Here is a 15,301-nt window from a genome sequence, read left to right on the forward strand (position 1 = left end):
CTCAGGCAATTTGCCGCTTCATAACAGCAAGATGATTGACGTGCGATAAAAGCCTTATGTGCGCCAGAAACAAAAAGGGCGCTCGAAAGCGCCCTTGATGTTGTCAACCCGACCCCTCGGGTCCGTCGCTCGCGCTCCGGGCGTTCGTCGCCGCAATCGATTCACTGGATCGATCGCTCGGGCTTTGCCCGACCGCTCCCACTATTGCGGCAGCTTGTCGTCGACGCCTTCGATGTAGAAGTTCATGCCGAGCAGAACGCCGTCCTGCGCCTTTTCGCCGGCCTTCAGCCAGGCGCTACCGTCCTGCTTGTTGATCGGGCCGGTGAACGGATGCAGTTCGCCCGACTTGATCTTGGCTTCGGTCTCTTCGGCCATCGCCTTCACGTCGTCCGGCATGTTGGTGTAGGGCGCCATGGTCAGGATCCCATCCTTCAGGCCGTCCCAGATCTGCTCTGACTTCCATGTGCCGTCTAGCAGCGCCTGGGTGCGCTTGATGTAATAGGCGCCCCAGGTGTCGACGATCGCGGTCAGCTGCGTCTTCGGACCGGCGGCGATCATGTCGGACGCCTGGCCGAAAGCGAGGATGCCGCGCTCGGAGGCGACCTGCATCGGGGCGGTCGTATCGGTGTGCTGGGTCAGAATGTCGACGCCCTGGTCGATCAGCGCCTTGGCGGCGTCGGCTTCCTTGCCCGGATCGAACCAGGTATTGGCCCAGACGACCTTGAGCTTGAAGTTCGGGTTGATCGACTTCGCGCCGAGCTCGAAGGCGTTGATGCCCATCACCACTTCCGGGATCGGGAAGGAGGCGATGTAGCCGGCGACGCCCTTCTTCGACATCTTCGCGGCGATCTGGCCCTGGATATAGCGGCCTTCATAGAAGCGCGAATTGTAGGTGGCGAGGTTCGGAGCGGCCTTGAAGCCGGTCGCGTGCTCGAACTTCACGTCGGGGAATTTCGCGGCGACCTTGACGGTGGCATCCATGAAGCCGAAGGACGTCGTGAACACCAGCGCGCAGCCGGAGCGGGCCATACGCTCGATGGCGCGCTCCGCATCGGGGCCTTCCGGAACGTTTTCCAGGAAGGGCGTTTCGACCTTGGTGCCGAGTGCCTTGTCGAGCTGCTGGCGACCGAGATCATGCGCCTGGGTCCATCCACCATCCGTCTTCGAACCGACGTAGATGAAACAGACCTTCTTCTTCTCCTGGGCCTGGGCGCCGGTCGAGAAACCGCCCATCAGGGCGGCCGATGCGGCAAGGGCGATAATCAGTTTCTTCATTTCCTAACCTCTATTGGCTTGAAGACGTTTTGTTTTTGGTTCCACGGTCACCGGTCGGGGACAAAGGGTTTCCCGAGCGAAGCCGGCGTGTTGATGAGCGTCGTGCGACGATTATGCGAAATGATGATCAGCACGACAATAGTCGCCGCATAGGGAAGTGCGGAGAGGAACTGCGACGGGATGACGATGCCGAGATTCTGCGCCAGGATCTGCGCATGCAGTTGGCCGATGCCGACCGCACCGAACAGGTAGCCGCCGGCCAGAATCCGCCACGGCCGCCAGGAGGCGAAAACGACGAGCGCCAGCGCAATCCAGCCGCGGCCGGCCGACATGTTCTCTACCCATTGCGGTGTGTAGACGAGCGAAAGCTGGGCGCCGGCGAGGCCTGCACAGGCACCCCCGAACATCACCGCCAGATAGCGGGTGCGGATAACGTTGATGCCGAGCGCATGGGCCGAGGAATGGCTGTCGCCGATTGCCCGCAGCTTGAGGCCTGTGCGGCTCTTGAACAGGAACCAGTGGATACCGATCACCAATGCGACCGACAGGTAGAAGATCAGGTCCTGGCTGAACAGCACGCGGCCGAAGAACGGAATGTCGGAAAGCAGCGGAAAGACGATCGGCTGCAGCTTGATGCCGGGCTGGCCGACAAAGGCTTCGCCGATCTGGCCGGAAAGCCCGAGCCCGAGGATGGTGAGAGCCAGGCCGGTCGCAACCTGATTGGCGACCAGCGTCAGCGTCAGGAAACCGAAGAGCAGGGAAAAGATCCCGCCGCCGAGAATGCCGGCCAGAATGCCGGCATAGGGGGACCCGGTCAGCTGTGCGGCCACGAAGGCGCAGACCGCGCCCATGATCATCATACCCTCGACGCCAAGGTTCAGCACGCCGGAGCGCTCGGTCACCAGTTCGCCGAGGGCTGCGAGAACCAGCGGGGTCGATGCTGTGATGACGGTGAGCAGGATCGCCTCGAACATCAGCCCTTCACCTCCCCCGTTTTCATGCCCGAAAAGATCAGCCGGATCCTGTAGTGGATCAGCGTATCGCAGGAGAGCACGAAAAAGAGCAGCAACCCTTGAAAGACGCGGCTGACCTTGTCCGAAATGCCGATCGAAAGCTGCGCCGCCTCGCCACCGAGATAAGTCAGCGCGAGCACGAGGCCGGAGGCGATGATGCCGAGCGGGTTGAGCCGTCCGAGGAACGCGACGATGATCGCCGTGAAGCCGTAACCCGGCGAGATGATCGGCTGGAGATGACCGATCGAGCCGGAAACTTCCGAAATGCCGGCAAGACCGGCGAGTGCTCCCGACAACAGCATCGAGAACCAGACCATTCGGCGGGCGGAGAAGCCGGCAAAGCGCCCGGCCCGCTCCGACTGGCCGAGCACCGAGACCTCGAAGCCCTTCAGCATGAAGCGCATCATGAACCAAAGCGCCACGGCCGCGACGATCGCGAAGATGAAGGCCCAATGGGCGCGGCCTGACGAAGACAGAATTTCCGGCACGACGGCCTCGATCTGGAACGTCTTCGTAATCGGGAAATTATTGCCCTGTGGATCGCGCCATGGTCCGCGCACCAGCCAGTCGAGATAGAGCTGGGCGATATAGACCAACATCAGGCTGGTCAGGATCTCGTTGGTGTTGAAGCGGGTCTTCAGGAGCGCCGGGATGCCGGCATAAAGCGCACCGCCGAGCATGCCGAGGATGAGCATCAACGGCAGGATCATCGGCGAGTGCCAGGCGGGATAAAGCACCGGCAGGATCGAGCCGGTGATGGCACCGATGGTGAACTGGCCTTCTGCCCCGATATTCCAGTTGTTGGAGCGGTAGCAGACCGACAGGCCGACCGCGATCAGGATCAAGGGTGCTGCCTTGATCGCCAGCTCGTGCAGCGACCAGACTTCCAGCAGCGGCTCGATGAAGAAGCTGTAGAGCGCGCTCACCGGGTTCTTGCCGAGCAGCCAGAACATGATGGCACCGAAGAGCAGCGTCAGTGCGAGCGCCAGCAGCGGCGAGAGGACCGAGAACAGCGTCGAGACGCGGGCGCGCTTCTGGAGTTCAATGCGCATGCGCCGCCTCCGGAACAGAGTGGCTTTCGTGGACGCCGCCCATCAAGAGCCCGATGCGCTCCAAGGTCAGTGTGCCGGCCGGATGAGGCTCCGAGAGCCGGCCTTCCGAGATGACGGCGATATTGGTCGCCACTTCAAAGATCTCGTCGAGATCCTGGCTGATCACCACCACCGCCGAGCCGGACTTGGCGAGATCGATCAGCGCCTGGCGGATGCGGCTTGCGGCACCGGCATCGACGCCCCAGGTCGGCTGGTTGACGACGAGCACGGAGGGCTGCCGGTCGAGCTCGCGCCCGACGATGAACTTCTGGAGATTGCCGCCGGACAGCGAACCTGCCTGCGGGTCCTCGCCGCTCTTGCGGACATCCATCGCCTCGCAGATGCGGCGGGTGGCGGAGCGGATCGCATCGAAGCGGATGACGGAAAATGCGCCGCCCGAAAGGAAGGCCTTCCTGTCCGACTGGCTGCGCGCGAGGAGAAGATTGTCCGACAATGCCATCGCGGAGACCGCCGCATGGCCGTGACGCTCTTCCGGCACGAAGCCGGCGCCGAGCAGCCTGCGGCCGTTGATGCCGGTGCGGCCAACCGCCTTGCCGCGGATGCGGATCGCCTCGTCCTCGGCGACCGGATATTCGCCCGAGAGCACGTCGAAGAGTTCGCCCTGGCCATTGCCCGCAACGCCCGCGATTGCCAGCACTTCGCCGGCGCGTACGTTCATGGCGATGTTCTTGAGTGACACGGCAAAGGGCGTGCGCGCCGGGACCGAAAGATTGCGGACCTCGATGCGGATGTCGCCGAGCGCCGTGCCGGCATCCCGGTGGACTTCGGCAACGTCCGAGCCGACCATCATCCGGGCGAGCGAGGCCGGCGTTTCGTGTTTGGGATCGCAGGCGCCGGTGACCTTGCCGTGGCGCAGGACCGTGGCGCGATCGCAGATGCGGCGCACCTCCTCCAGCCGGTGGCTGATGTAGAGAACCGAGCGGCCCTCGGCCTTCAGCTTGAACAGCGTCTCGAACAGCCGGTCGGCCTCCTGCGGCGTCAAGACCGATGTGGGCTCATCGAGGATGATCAGCTTGGGGTTCTGAAGCAGAGCCCGGACGATCTCGATACGCTGGCGCTCGCCGACCGACAGGTCCGCCACATGTGCCTTGGGATCGAGGGGCAGGCCGTATGCCTTGGAAAGCGACGCCGCTTCGTCCGATATCCTGGCAAGTGAAATCTTCGGGTCGAGCGACAGCGCGATGTTTTCGGCGACCGTCAGCGCCTCGAACAGCGAGAAATGCTGGAAGACCATGCCGATGCCGAGCCGGCGGGCCTCGCCCGGAGACCCGATCGTCACCGGAGAACCTTCCCAGAGCATTTCGCCGGCGCTCGGCTGCAGCACGCCGAAGAGCATTTTCACCAGCGTCGACTTGCCGGCACCGTTCTCACCGAGCAATGCGCGAATTTCACCGGGCGCGATATCCAAATCGATCGCGTTGCAAGCCGCGAAGCTGCCGAAAAGCTTGGTCAAACCTCGAACCGACAGAAGCGGAACGGCCGCCGGACCCTCGGATAACGTCACTGAACCCCCTCGTTCACCGCGGGCCTCACCTTCTTCGAGGTTTTCATGGCTGCGCAATGCATTGATTTTGCCGACATCCGGCGATCACCCCGGATATTCGACTGATATTGATACCTTTTTTGTTGCTTCGCACAACACTAAAGAAAGGGGGTTTCCAGAACGCTCAACTATTTTCCGAGACTGGGGAAAAGCTGCAGCACGCCGCCGATGCAATAGAGATAGATGCCGCTGATCACGACACCGTAGACGACCCAGGCGGGCGTCTCGAAATGCAGGAGCAGCGAATAGCCACCGAGCGCGCACCAGATGAGGCAGACGGCGAGATTGAGCGGACGGAGCCGCTTGACGCGGACGGGATGCAGGAAGTTGATCGGCAGGAAGGTGAGAATGACCGATACCGAAACCAGAACGAGAGCCGCCGTGGCGCTTGCATCGATGACGAACAGGGTGAAGATCACCATGTTCCAGACGACCGGGAAGCCGGAGAAGAAGTATTCGTCGGTCTTCATGCCCATGTCGGCATAATAAACGGCGCTCGAGACGACGATCGCGCCCGCGGCCACGAAGGACCAGGGCTCGCCGATCATGCCGCTCTGGTAGAGCGCAAACGCCGGCAGCAGCACGTAAGTCACGTAATCGATGATATTGTCGAGCGTGTCGCCCGACCAGTTGGGCAGGACTTCCTTGACCCGCACCTTGCGGGCGATCGGTCCGTCAATGCCGTCGACGAGGAGCGCCAGACCCAGCCACCAGAACATGTGGACGAAACGGTGCTCGGCTGCTGCGACGACGCCGAGGAAGGCGAGGAACGAGCCGGAGGCCGTCAGGAGATGAACTGAAAAGGCGCGGATTTCAGCGTAGGGAACTTTTTTATAGTTGAAGATTCGTCTGATCACGCGTCAGTCCCGCCTTTCCCTCATCCGGCGAGCGAGGTATGCGGCCAATCACCGCGCATTGCAACCTCGTTGCCCTTCGGCCACGCATAAAGCATTGCTTTTTCTATGCTGCGCTGCCGTGTCCCATGGATATGCAGGCCCCGAAGCTCTAGATATCAATCATACACTTGCAGCGCAGGACGACGGATATGCAGCATTTCGAGATCGCGGTGGTGGGCGGGGGACTTTCCGGATCGGTTGCCGCACTGGCGCTCGCGCGCGCCGGACGCAAGGTAGCGCTGATCGCTCCCCTCTCCGAAAAGGCCGATGAACGCACGACCGCGCTAATGGACCAGTCCATCCGTTTTCTTGAACGACTTGGCGTCTGGGAGGATATCGCGCCTTCCGCCGCGCCGCTCTCCGTCATGCAGATCATCGACGGCACCAAGCGATTGCTCCGCGCGCCGACGGCCCAGTTCCGGGCACAGGATGTCGGCCTCTACGCCTTCGGCTACAATATCCCGAACCGGGCGCTGTCGGAAAAGCTGGATGCGGCGGTGGCTGCCGAACCGAACATCAGCAAGATCGCGCAAAGCGTCGAAATCTTCGACATCTCGGCCGAGAGAGCGGTCTTGACGCTCTCGGATGGCGCCTTGATCGGCGCCGATTTCGTCGCGGCGGCCGATGGCCGCCAGTCGAAGGCGCGGGAAATGGCCGGCATCGGCGTGCGCCGCTGGTCCTATCCGCAGTCGGCGGTGGTGTTGAATTTCGCCCACACTCTGCCGCATGGCAATGTCTCGACCGAATTCCATACCGAAAGCGGACCGTTCACCCAGGTTCCCCTGCCGGGCCTGCGCTCCAGCCTCGTCTGGGTGGTGAAGCCGGATGAAGCCCGCCGCCTCGTCGAACTTCCGGTCGAGGAACTGTCGCGGCTGGTCGAGGAGCGGATGCAGTCGATGCTCGGCAAGGTAAAAGTCGAGGGCACGGCGCAGGCGTGGCCGCTTTCCAGCCTGATGGCCGAGCGGTTCGGCAAGGGCCGGCTGGCGCTGATCGGCGAAGCTGCACATGGCTTCCCGCCGATCGGGGCACAGGGGCTCAACCTGTCGCTCCGCGACGTCATCACCCTTTCGGAACTGCTCGTCGCCACCGGCGACCACCCGGTCCCGGCCGATGCCGGCGATCGCTTCAACCGGCGCCGCGGGCCGGATATCGTCAGCCGCACCGTCGGCGTCGATCTTCTCAACCGCTCGCTGCTGTCGGATTTCCTGCCCGTGCAGATGCTACGCGCGGCCGGCCTGCACATCCTCACCAATGCGCCCCCGCTTCGAAACCTGTTGATGCGGGAAGGGATCGAGCCTGGCCGTGGCCTGCGCGCCGTCGTCGATGCCTTACGGAAAGAGATCCGGCGATAAGGTGCCGGAATTGATGAGGTATAGCAATACCGGCAAGGTCGCCACCGATGCGACGGTGATGATCAGGATGCTGGCAGACGCCCTCTCCTGCCAGATCCCGTATTGCTGGCTGATGACGAAGACATTGGTCGCCGGCGGCAGGGCCGAAAGCAGCGTTGCGGAATAGATCCACACCGGATCGAAATTGCCGATCAGCGACAGGACCGTATAGCTCGTCATCGGCAGGAGGATCAGCTTGAAGACGGTGATATAGCCGATTTCCACCGGCACGCGCTTGATCGGCCTCAGCGCCAGTGTCACCCCCATGGCAAACAACGCGCAGGGGGCCGCCGCCTGGGCAAGGTAGTCGATGAGCCGCTGGAAGGCAGCCGGCGGCTGCACCGCAAATGCCGCGAAGCAGAACCCGAGCGCCGTCGAGATGATGAACGGGTGCAGCACGACCTTCCGCACGATATCGGCGACGACGTGGCTGGCGGGGCGTTTGTCGCCGCCGGCGACCGCCATCATCGCCGGCGCGACGATAAAATGCGCGGCGTTCTCGAAGCAGACGATCAGCGCCACCGGCACCGCCGCCGCCTCGCCGAAAGCGAGCAGCGCCAGGCCCGGCCCCATATAGCCAATATTGCCATAGGCCCCTGCAAACGACTGGATGGTGCAATCGGCAAAGGAACTGCGGCGGATGAAGAAGCCGATCAGGAAGATAACGCAGAAGACGAGATAGGTCGCGCCGATCTCGCCGAAGATGAAGTCGGCCCGGGTCAACTGTTCGACCGGGGTGCGGGACACCAGCTTGAAGAAGAGCGCCGGCAGGGCCGCGTAGATGATGAACGTATTCATCCAGCCAAGCGCTTCGGCCGGCTGTTTCGTCACTCTTGCGGCAAGATAACCGATGAAGATCAGCCCGAAGAAGGGCAACAGCAATGCAATGATATCGGCCATCGGTTCCCTGCCCGCATCACCGGGCGTATTAGAAGACGCTTTTCCGTTAGCCGATTTGCATCAGGATTGGAAAGGTCTGCTGGAACCAGATTGCGGCAGACGTGACGAAACCGAAGATGAACGCAAGCCCGGTGAGGATCAGGAAGACGCCCATGACCTTCTCGACCATGCCGAGATGACGGCGGAAACGGGTCAGGAACCGCATGAAAGCGCCGGAGAAGCCGGCGGCGATCCAGAACGGCACGGCAAGGCCGAGCGAATAGATGGCAAGCAGCGCCGCCCCTTCGCCGACCGTGTCGCGGGATGCGGCGACGCCGAGGATCGCGCCCAGCACCGGACCGATACAGGGTGTCCAGCCGAAGGCGAAGGCAAGCCCCATGACATAGGCGCCGGAGAGCGTTGCCGGCTGCCCCCCGCCCTGGAAACGGGCCTCGCGCGCCAGAAGACCTATCCGGAATACGCCAAGGAAATTCAGCCCCATGACGATGATGATCAAGCCGCCGAGCTTGGAGAGAAGATCGAGATGCTGGCGTAGCAAAACGCCGATTGTCGAGGCGCCGGCCCCGAGAGCCACGAAGACGGTCGCGAAGCCGAGCGTGAAGAACAGCGCCGACTTCAGCACCGCCCGGCGTGTCCCTGCCCCCGATTCGATCACCGCAGCCCCTCCGCCGCCACGGAACTGCTCGACCGAAACGCCCGCCATGTAACAGAGATAGGGCGGCACGAGCGGCAGCACGCAAGGGGAGAGAAACGACAGGGCGCCGGCAAGAAGCGCGCTCAGCAGGGATATTTCGGCAATCGACACGTGTGGCTCCGAATGGCGGGCCTTTCGGGAGCCCGCGTCTTGCGCTTCAGGTAATGGCCTGACGCGACGAATGCCAATCACCTTTTCGCACGGCGACGGAAAAGCGGCAGATAGCCGCATTTTTGCTGTTTTTGCGGGTTGACCGCAAGGGGTCACCTGCCTATGTTCCGCGCACTTTCAAGGACGCGCTTACCCGCGGCCGCGGGAGAGCGTAGCTCAGTCGGTAGAGCAACTGACTTTTAATCAGTAGGTCCAGGGTTCGAATCCCTGCGCTCTCACCATTAAAATTTCCTCATCTTTCCCGCCGAACCCATTCATTACAGCCGCGTCACGTTTCCACGGCAACCCACGGGATACCTGGAAGTAACCGACATTCCAGCAAGCCATTGAAAAATAACACTTCCGCCAGCGGCGCCACATCCTGGGCCTTAGGATTTGGCCCAAAATTCGGCAAAGCGCAGCGCCGGAACCTTATTTATTGTTAAGCTGACCTTTGCCGCTTCGGGGCGTATTTTCATCTCCAAGACTGAATGCTGCCGGCGGCCAGAAGATGTCATGACGGCAGAGGCAGTTCCAGAACCGTTCACTCAAGGTGGAGCTCTCGCATGCGCTCGCTTGTTCCGATAAACCAGCATTCCCCGGTGCCGCCGGCGTCCTGCCCGGTCACGCACCTCACCGGACCGCCCGGCGATCGCTTTCGATCGTAAGAAAGTTCAGGCCGTTTCGCCTGTCCCTCGGTGATCCGGTTTTCCCAAGCAACGGCTTTACTCTGAAGCCGGCTTTTGAGCCTCGCAGATCTTAAAACCCAACCGATCAGCCGCTGTGTCCTCACGCGGCTTCGATCCCCCTTGCCCTGAATGCGCCCGCCTCCCGGCGCCAGGACATGCAGACAAAAAGGAAGACCTTCATGTCAGATATCCTTCGCAGACATCGGATCGCGGCACTTCTCGGCGCCGCCATCGTTGCGGTCCCGCTCGCGGTGCCGGTCATTCTCGGCACCAATGCGGCGCATGCGGCAAACACGGCAACGGCCGTCACCGGCTCCGTTTCCGGCATCGTTGCTCCGGGCGGCTCGTTTGCGCCGATCGTTTCGGCCGACAAGCCGGCGGTCGTCACCATCACCACCACGATGAAGGCCCAGAACGCCGCTTCTGACGAGAGCTCGCCCTTCGGCGACAATTCGCCGTTCGATGAGCAGTTCCGGCAGTTCTTCGGCCAGCAGGGCATCCCCATGCCGCGCCAGATGCCGCAGCAACGCCAGGCTCCGCGCGCCGAGGCTCTCGGCTCCGGCTTCGTCGTTTCGGCGGACGGCTACATCGTCACCAACAACCACGTGATCGACAACGCGATCGATATCAAGGTGACACTCGACGACGGCACGGAAGTGCCGGCCAAGCTCGTCGGCGCCGATCCGAAATCCGATCTCGCCGTCATCAAGATCAACGCGCCGAAGCCTTTGGCGACCATCGCCTGGGGTGATTCGGACAAGCTCAATGCCGGCGACCAGATTCTGGCGATCGGCAATCCGTTCGGCATCGGCACGACCGTCACCGCCGGTATCGTTTCGGCCCGCGGCCGCGATCTCCACAGCGGCCCCTATGACGATTTCATCCAGATCGACGCGCCGATCAACCATGGAAATTCCGGCGGCCCGCTGGTCGATCTCGAAGGCAAGGTCGTCGGCATCAACACGGCGATCTATTCGCCGAACGGCGGCAGCGTGGGTGTCGGCTTCGCCATCCCGTCCGATCAGGCCCAGAAGGTCGTCGCCAAGCTGATGAAGGACGGCTCCATCGAGCACGGCTTCATCGGCGTGCAGATCCAGCCGGTGACGGCGGATGTGGCAAGTGCCATCGGCCTCGACAAGCCGGAAGGGGCGCTGGTCGCCAATGTCAACGACGACACGCCGGCTGCCAAGGCCGGTGTACAGACCGGCGACGTCATCACCGCGCTCGGCGGCCAGGCGGTCAACTCTCCGCGCGACCTGTCGCGCATGGTGGCCGACCTGACGCCCGGCGCCAAGGAAGGGCTGACCGTCTGGCGCCAGGGTCAAAGCCGCAGTCTCAGCATCACTGTCGGCGGCAACGAGCCCGACCAGCAGCAGGCTTCCGCGGACAAGAGCGACAAGTCCATCCAGGGCGCCCAGCGCGTTCCGACCATCGGCATCGGTCTTGCCGACATCACCCCCGACATCCGCCAGGCCCTCAACCTTCCGCGCCGGGAAAGCGGTGCCGTGATCGAAAGCGTCGCTCCCGACAAGCCGGCTGCCGATGCGGGCCTGCAGCCTGGAGACATCATCGTCTCGATCAACCAGCAGCCGGTGAAGTCCGCCAAGGAAGCCAAGACGGCGGTCGCGGAAGCCGGCAAGTCCGGGCGCAAGTCGGTCCTGCTGCTCATCCAGCGCGGCGAAAACCAGACCTTCGTCGCGGTTCCCTTCTCGATCGGCTGAGCCTCGACACCGCCCTTATCGTCTTGGCGCCGCCCGGTTCTCGTAACCGGGCGGCGTTCTTTTTGCTTCGCCGATAATCCGCGAACCCTCCAGCGTGGCAACGAGTTCGGCAAATCTCGCCCTCGCTCGAGCAAGCACCAACGCGTCGGCGATCGGTTTGTCCACGACGTTCTCCAGAACCCGCACCACCCGGCGGGCCGCTCTCTTCAATTCGCGGGAGGCGGCTTCGCTGCACAGGATCTCGGCCGCAAGGATATACATCCGCCGATAGCTTCTGGCTTCGGCGGCTGTCGTCATCCACGTCATATGGAACTCAGTCATGCGGGCTTAGATGGGAGCCGCCCCCTGAAAGTCAGGCGCGCGATAACGATAGAGTCAATCTCGCTTTAACCAAAACTTAAGCGTGAATTACCGTCTGCTGATGAAATCGTCACCGGAACCTTCGCGCCCATAGGACGTTTGCTCGGCCGAAGGAGCATCGTTATGCGCATTATATTCATAGTCATGATCGTTTCGGTGCTCAGCATCCTGGCATTCAAATATGCCGACCAGTCGCTCGGCGGCGGCGATATCCTGGCCACCCCCGCGGAGCTCTCGGCTCAGAACTGACACCATCAAGTGAGGCAGCCGATCTTTCGACAAGCCCTAGGATTGGCTTGACCGTTCAGGTCTTACCGCCATATTCCTGCGGTCCCGCCCCAATCCATTTTCAAAACGCGAGAGGTTTTCATGGCCAAGCCAAAGATTGCGATCATCATCAGCAGCACGCGTGATGTCCGGTTCGGCGACAAGCCGGCACAGTGGATCTACGACACGGCATCCAAGCGCGACGACATGGAATTCGAGATCGTCGACCTGCGCGATTTCCCGTTGCCGTTCTTCAATGAAAAGGCGTCGAATGCCTGGGTCCCCACCGAAAACGAAGTCGGCCAGCGCTGGCAGAAGAAGGTGGCCGAATTCGACGGCTATATCTTCGTCGTCGCAGAATACAACCGCTCGATCACGGCCGCGCTGAAGAACGCACTCGACTATGCCTACCCGGAATGGAACCGCAAGCCGGCTGCAGCCGTCGGCTACGGCAGCGTCGGCGGCGCCCGGGCGGTCGAACATCTTCGCAACATCGCAGTCGAACTGCAGATGGTCCCGACCCGTCCCGGCGTCCACATCCAGGGCGCCGATTTCTTCGCGGTCTGGCAGCAGGGCAAAGCGCTGTCGGAACTGACCCATCTCGAGCCCGGCGTGAAGACCATGCTCGACGATCTTTCCTGGTGGGCGACAGCGCTCAAGACGGCCCGCGAAAAAGCCTGATTACCCATCACGCCGCCTTGATCCCAGGGTTCCGGTCCCGGCCGGAACCTTCCGGTTTTCCGGGTGTTGTCAGGTAATAGAGGAGTCATTGCCATGAGCGCCCAAAATGTCCTGATTGCCCTGGGATCCGCGATTGCGGGCGGCCTCGTCGTTGCGCTTCTGATGCATCCGGCCGGACCCACCGCAACCGCGAAGTCGGATCGCCTCAGCGGCCCTCCGGCAGAGACCGCCTTCCTGCCGGAACGCTTCGGCGTCCCAGGTTCGACACAGTAACAGCGACACGGTAAAGTTGGGATCTGAAATACGAAAAGCCGGCGTCTCTTTCGAGACGCCGGCTTTTTCATATCTACCCAATCAATGAACGGCCTTGCCGCCCTCTTCCTCTTCGAATGTTACCGCGACATCGCCATCGGCCGACAGGCGAACTCTGTTTCCTTCGATATCGGCGACGAGTTCGAGCGGGATGAAGTGATGGTGGCCTTCATGGCTGCCCTCACCGCTATCCTTCCTGGTCAGCTTGATACGGCTGCCTTCGACGCGATCGACCGTTCCAACATGAACGCCATCCGCGCCGATGACTTCGGCGTGCTCCTTGATTCTTGCAGCATCAATCATGGGAAATCTCCTTTTCTGCGTTCCGACAACGCATGAACGAAGATATCGATGCATGCTCTTCAAAAACGGAGAGCCTTTTAAAAACGCGCCTGCCGCCGGCAACGGCCGGAATTACTGGTGCAGGGTGTAAGTCCCCATTTTGCAGATGTCCTGCGTATCTTCCATGTCTTCAAGCTTGGAATCCTCTGAGAATTCGAAGCGCATGTCGTATTTGCAGGAACGGCGACCATCGCGGATGGTGATCTTGATGCTCTGGCCCGGCTCCAGCACGTCATCACCGAAAACGTCTTCTTCCCAATTGTCCACGCCTTCCGGCGAGGTATAAAAGCGCTCAAGTGTACCCTTGGTCTTGTTGATCAGGGTGAACACAAGATCGTCTGCGGCGCGGGTGGCACCCGCGGACACCAGAATAGCCGCGAAAGCGCCGGCTAACGCAGAGAATCTCTTAACCATAATACTTTCCCTCTACCCGTGATTGGGTACGGTATTACTATCATCCGCCTGTTAAAGCATGGTGAAATCACACGTATGCTTGAATACACGTAGGTTACCGATATTTAAGTTTTATCGATTCCGGTTTTATGTCATTGAGAGAGCAGAAGAATTCCGTCCAGCGACCATGCTTCCGGCGGATTTGCGCCGCACGACGGCGCAGCGGGAGTTTCAGCCCCGGTTGTATCGCTACCCACCAAAGGACAGACCGTTGAACGTGCAGAACACACCCGACCCGGCAGCAAAGACCAGCGGCGCGCCCGATCTCGCCGCGATCCTGGCCACCTCGGGAAGCCGGCGCAAGAAACGTCGATGGATCTGGCCAACGGTCCTTGTCGTGCTCATTGCCGCCGCAGCGGGCGCCTACAGCTATTTCGGCAGCAGCGGGCCGCGCTACGATTACACCACGCAGCCGGCGAAGCGGGGCGGGCTGTCGGTCATCGTCACGGCGACGGGCTCGGTCCAGCCGACCGATCAGGTGGACATATCGAGCGAACTGTCCGGCACCGTCCGCAAGGTCCATGTCAGCTATAACAGCGCCGTCAAGCAGGGTGACGTGCTCGCCGAACTCGACACCAACAAGCAGGAAGCGGACGTTCAGAGCGCCCGCGCCCAGCTCGCTTCGGCAAGGGCCAACGTGCTGAAGGCCGAAGCGGAAGCCGCCTCGGCCAAGAATTCCTTCGACCGCCTGACCGGTCTCGTCAGCAACCGCATTTCCACCCAGCAGGAGCTCGACGCGGCGAAATTCACCTATGATTCGGCGCTCGCCACCAAGGCGGTCAACGAGGCGTCGGTTCTTTCCGCCGAGGCCAATCTGCGGCTGTCGGAGCTCAATCTCGTCAAGCTCAAGATCGTCTCGCCGATCGACGGGATCGTCCTGACCCGCGACGTGGATCCGGGCGCCACAGTCGCCTCCTCGCTCAATGCGCCGGTGCTGTTCACCATTGCCGGCGATCTGAAGCGCATGGAACTGCAGGTGGCCGTCGACGAGGCGGATGTCGGCAATGTCCGGGAAGGCCAGACGGCGAAATTCTCGGTCGACGCCTATCCGGAGCGTAATTTCCCCGCCACCATCCAGGCGGTGCGCTTCGCATCCGAAACCGTCTCCAATGTCGTGACCTACAAAGCAATCCTGACCGTCGACAATGCCGACTTGCTGCTGCGTCCCGGCATGACGGCGACCGCAGACATCACCGTGCAGTCGGTTACCGACTCGCTCCTCGTCCCGAATGCGGCCTTGCGTTATTCGCCGCCGACGACGGCGCGCAGCCGTGGCAATTTCCTCACCCGGCTGTTCGCGCCGCCCGGTCCGCGCGGCAATCGCGGCGGCAACGATGCTTCGGGTGCTGGCCGCGCCGTCTGGGTTCTGCGCGCCGGCGTGCCGACGCGGGTGCAGGTCGAAACCGGTCCGACCGACGGCCAGTTCACGGTGCTGAAATCCGGCGAGATAAAGGATGGCGATCTCCTGATCACCGATGCCGTCGCCCGGGCGACCTGAGGAG

General features: G+C 62.0%; 16 protein-coding genes and 1 tRNA gene. 7 read left to right on the forward strand and 10 right to left on the reverse strand.

Annotated features, from left to right (window positions below; translation table 11 throughout):
- Positions 1 to 201: 201 nt before the first annotated feature.
- The 5 genes from PMI07_RS27915 to pcsA form a co-directional block, all read right to left on the reverse strand.
- Complete coding sequence (locus PMI07_RS27915) at positions 202 to 1,275, reverse strand: BMP family ABC transporter substrate-binding protein (RefSeq protein ID WP_007763591.1); 1,074 nt, start codon at positions 1,273 to 1,275, stop codon at positions 202 to 204.
- A 47-nt stretch (positions 1,276 to 1,322) separates the two neighbouring features.
- Complete coding sequence (locus tag PMI07_RS27920; RefSeq protein ID WP_007763588.1) at positions 1,323 to 2,249, reverse strand: ABC transporter permease; 927 nt, start codon at positions 2,247 to 2,249, stop codon at positions 1,323 to 1,325.
- On the reverse strand, positions 2,249 to 3,340 hold the full coding sequence (locus tag PMI07_RS27925) for an ABC transporter permease (RefSeq protein WP_024164221.1): 1,092 nt from the start codon (positions 3,338 to 3,340) through the stop codon (positions 2,249 to 2,251). Before PMI07_RS27925 ends, PMI07_RS27920 begins: the two co-directional genes overlap by 1 nt.
- Positions 3,330 to 4,904 carry an ABC transporter ATP-binding protein gene (locus PMI07_RS27930; protein ID WP_007758749.1) on the reverse strand — a complete coding sequence of 525 codons (1,575 nt, stop codon included), beginning with the start codon at positions 4,902 to 4,904 and terminating at the stop codon, positions 3,330 to 3,332. The genes PMI07_RS27925 and PMI07_RS27930 overlap by 11 nt, the downstream gene beginning before the upstream one ends.
- A 167-nt stretch (positions 4,905 to 5,071) precedes the next feature.
- The gene (gene pcsA / locus PMI07_RS27935; protein ID WP_037088667.1) at positions 5,072 to 5,797 is read right to left on the reverse strand and encodes a phosphatidylcholine synthase; all 726 of its coding nucleotides are present in this window, start codon (positions 5,795 to 5,797) and stop codon (positions 5,072 to 5,074) included.
- Between the two features lie 191 nt (positions 5,798 to 5,988).
- Here pcsA and PMI07_RS27940 point away from each other — a divergent pair, with 191 nt between their 5' ends.
- Positions 5,989 to 7,191, forward strand: coding sequence for a UbiH/UbiF family hydroxylase (locus PMI07_RS27940; protein ID WP_024164222.1), 1,203 nt, complete (start codon positions 5,989 to 5,991; stop codon positions 7,189 to 7,191).
- Here the strand turns inward: PMI07_RS27940 and PMI07_RS27945 are convergent.
- On the reverse strand, positions 7,168 to 8,130 hold the full coding sequence (locus PMI07_RS27945) for an AEC family transporter (RefSeq protein WP_024164223.1): 963 nt from the start codon (positions 8,128 to 8,130) through the stop codon (positions 7,168 to 7,170). The two genes, PMI07_RS27940 and PMI07_RS27945, sit on opposite strands and share 24 nt — an antisense overlap.
- A 46-nt stretch (positions 8,131 to 8,176) precedes the next feature.
- Positions 8,177 to 8,935 carry a cytochrome c biogenesis CcdA family protein gene (locus PMI07_RS27950; protein ID WP_024164224.1) on the reverse strand — a complete coding sequence of 253 codons (759 nt, stop codon included), beginning with the start codon at positions 8,933 to 8,935 and terminating at the stop codon, positions 8,177 to 8,179.
- A 205-nt stretch (positions 8,936 to 9,140) separates the two neighbouring features.
- Here PMI07_RS27950 and PMI07_RS27955 point away from each other — a divergent pair.
- Positions 9,141 to 9,216 (forward strand) — tRNA-Lys (locus PMI07_RS27955).
- 626 nt (positions 9,217 to 9,842) lie between these two features.
- Positions 9,843 to 11,384, forward strand: coding sequence for a DegQ family serine endoprotease (locus PMI07_RS27960; protein WP_024164225.1), 1,542 nt, complete (start codon positions 9,843 to 9,845; stop codon positions 11,382 to 11,384).
- 15 nt (positions 11,385 to 11,399) lie between these two features.
- Here PMI07_RS27960 and PMI07_RS33835 read toward each other — a convergent pair whose 3' ends face one another.
- Entirely contained in the window at positions 11,400 to 11,690 is a 291-nt protein-coding gene (locus PMI07_RS33835) for a hypothetical protein (protein WP_024164226.1), read from the reverse strand.
- A gap of 177 nt (positions 11,691 to 11,867) precedes the next feature.
- On the opposite strand from PMI07_RS33835, the gene PMI07_RS36010 reads away from it, so the two are divergent.
- The 3 genes from PMI07_RS36010 (at position 11,868) to PMI07_RS27975 (ending at position 12,965) form a co-directional block, all read left to right on the forward strand.
- Positions 11,868 to 11,993 carry a hypothetical protein gene (locus PMI07_RS36010; protein ID WP_024164227.1) on the forward strand — a complete coding sequence of 42 codons (126 nt, stop codon included), beginning with the start codon at positions 11,868 to 11,870 and terminating at the stop codon, positions 11,991 to 11,993.
- 120 nt (positions 11,994 to 12,113) lie between these two features.
- Positions 12,114 to 12,692 carry an NAD(P)H-dependent oxidoreductase gene (locus PMI07_RS27970; RefSeq protein ID WP_007752111.1) on the forward strand — a complete coding sequence of 193 codons (579 nt, stop codon included), beginning with the start codon at positions 12,114 to 12,116 and terminating at the stop codon, positions 12,690 to 12,692.
- A 93-nt stretch (positions 12,693 to 12,785) separates the two neighbouring features.
- Positions 12,786 to 12,965 carry a hypothetical protein gene (locus PMI07_RS27975; protein ID WP_007752109.1) on the forward strand — a complete coding sequence of 60 codons (180 nt, stop codon included), beginning with the start codon at positions 12,786 to 12,788 and terminating at the stop codon, positions 12,963 to 12,965.
- Between the two features lie 81 nt (positions 12,966 to 13,046).
- Here PMI07_RS27975 and PMI07_RS34565 read toward each other — a convergent pair whose 3' ends face one another.
- A complete protein-coding gene (locus PMI07_RS34565; protein WP_007752108.1) occupies positions 13,047 to 13,307 on the reverse strand; it encodes a DUF2171 domain-containing protein in 261 nt (86 codons plus the stop codon).
- Between the two features lie 111 nt (positions 13,308 to 13,418).
- Positions 13,419 to 13,760 (reverse strand): hypothetical protein, encoded by a 342-nt coding sequence (locus tag PMI07_RS27985; protein ID WP_007752105.1) that lies wholly within the window; start codon positions 13,758 to 13,760, stop codon positions 13,419 to 13,421.
- Between the two features lie 256 nt (positions 13,761 to 14,016).
- Between PMI07_RS27985 and PMI07_RS27990 the strand changes: the two genes are divergently transcribed.
- Entirely contained in the window at positions 14,017 to 15,297 is a 1,281-nt protein-coding gene (locus PMI07_RS27990) for an efflux RND transporter periplasmic adaptor subunit (protein ID WP_245277252.1), read from the forward strand.
- The last annotated feature ends 4 nt before the right edge of the window (positions 15,298 to 15,301 follow it).

Source organism: Rhizobium sp. CF080 (assembly GCF_000282095.2).
In the GTDB taxonomy this organism is placed as follows: domain Bacteria; phylum Pseudomonadota; class Alphaproteobacteria; order Rhizobiales; family Rhizobiaceae; genus Neorhizobium.

Coding starts and splice junctions, on each gene's coding strand:
- PMI07_RS27915 (WP_007763591.1), bottom strand. CDS start 1,275: ATGAAGAAACTGATTATCGCCCTTGCCGCATCGGCCGCCCTGATGGGC.
- PMI07_RS27920 (WP_007763588.1), bottom strand. CDS start 2,249: ATGTTCGAGGCGATCCTGCTCACCGTCATCACAGCATCGACCCCGCTG.
- PMI07_RS27925 (WP_024164221.1), bottom strand. CDS start 3,340: ATGCGCATTGAACTCCAGAAGCGCGCCCGCGTCTCGACGCTGTTCTCG.
- PMI07_RS27940 (WP_024164222.1), top strand. CDS start 5,989: ATGCAGCATTTCGAGATCGCGGTGGTGGGCGGGGGACTTTCCGGATCG.
- PMI07_RS27945 (WP_024164223.1), bottom strand. CDS start 8,130: ATGGCCGATATCATTGCATTGCTGTTGCCCTTCTTCGGGCTGATCTTC.
- PMI07_RS27960 (WP_024164225.1), top strand. CDS start 9,843: ATGTCAGATATCCTTCGCAGACATCGGATCGCGGCACTTCTCGGCGCC.
- PMI07_RS33835 (WP_024164226.1), bottom strand. CDS start 11,690: ATGACGTGGATGACGACAGCCGCCGAAGCCAGAAGCTATCGGCGGATG.
- PMI07_RS36010 (WP_024164227.1), top strand. CDS start 11,868: ATGCGCATTATATTCATAGTCATGATCGTTTCGGTGCTCAGCATCCTG.
- PMI07_RS27970 (WP_007752111.1), top strand. CDS start 12,114: ATGGCCAAGCCAAAGATTGCGATCATCATCAGCAGCACGCGTGATGTC.
- PMI07_RS27975 (WP_007752109.1), top strand. CDS start 12,786: ATGAGCGCCCAAAATGTCCTGATTGCCCTGGGATCCGCGATTGCGGGC.
- PMI07_RS34565 (WP_007752108.1), bottom strand. CDS start 13,307: ATGATTGATGCTGCAAGAATCAAGGAGCACGCCGAAGTCATCGGCGCG.
- PMI07_RS27985 (WP_007752105.1), bottom strand. CDS start 13,760: ATGGTTAAGAGATTCTCTGCGTTAGCCGGCGCTTTCGCGGCTATTCTG.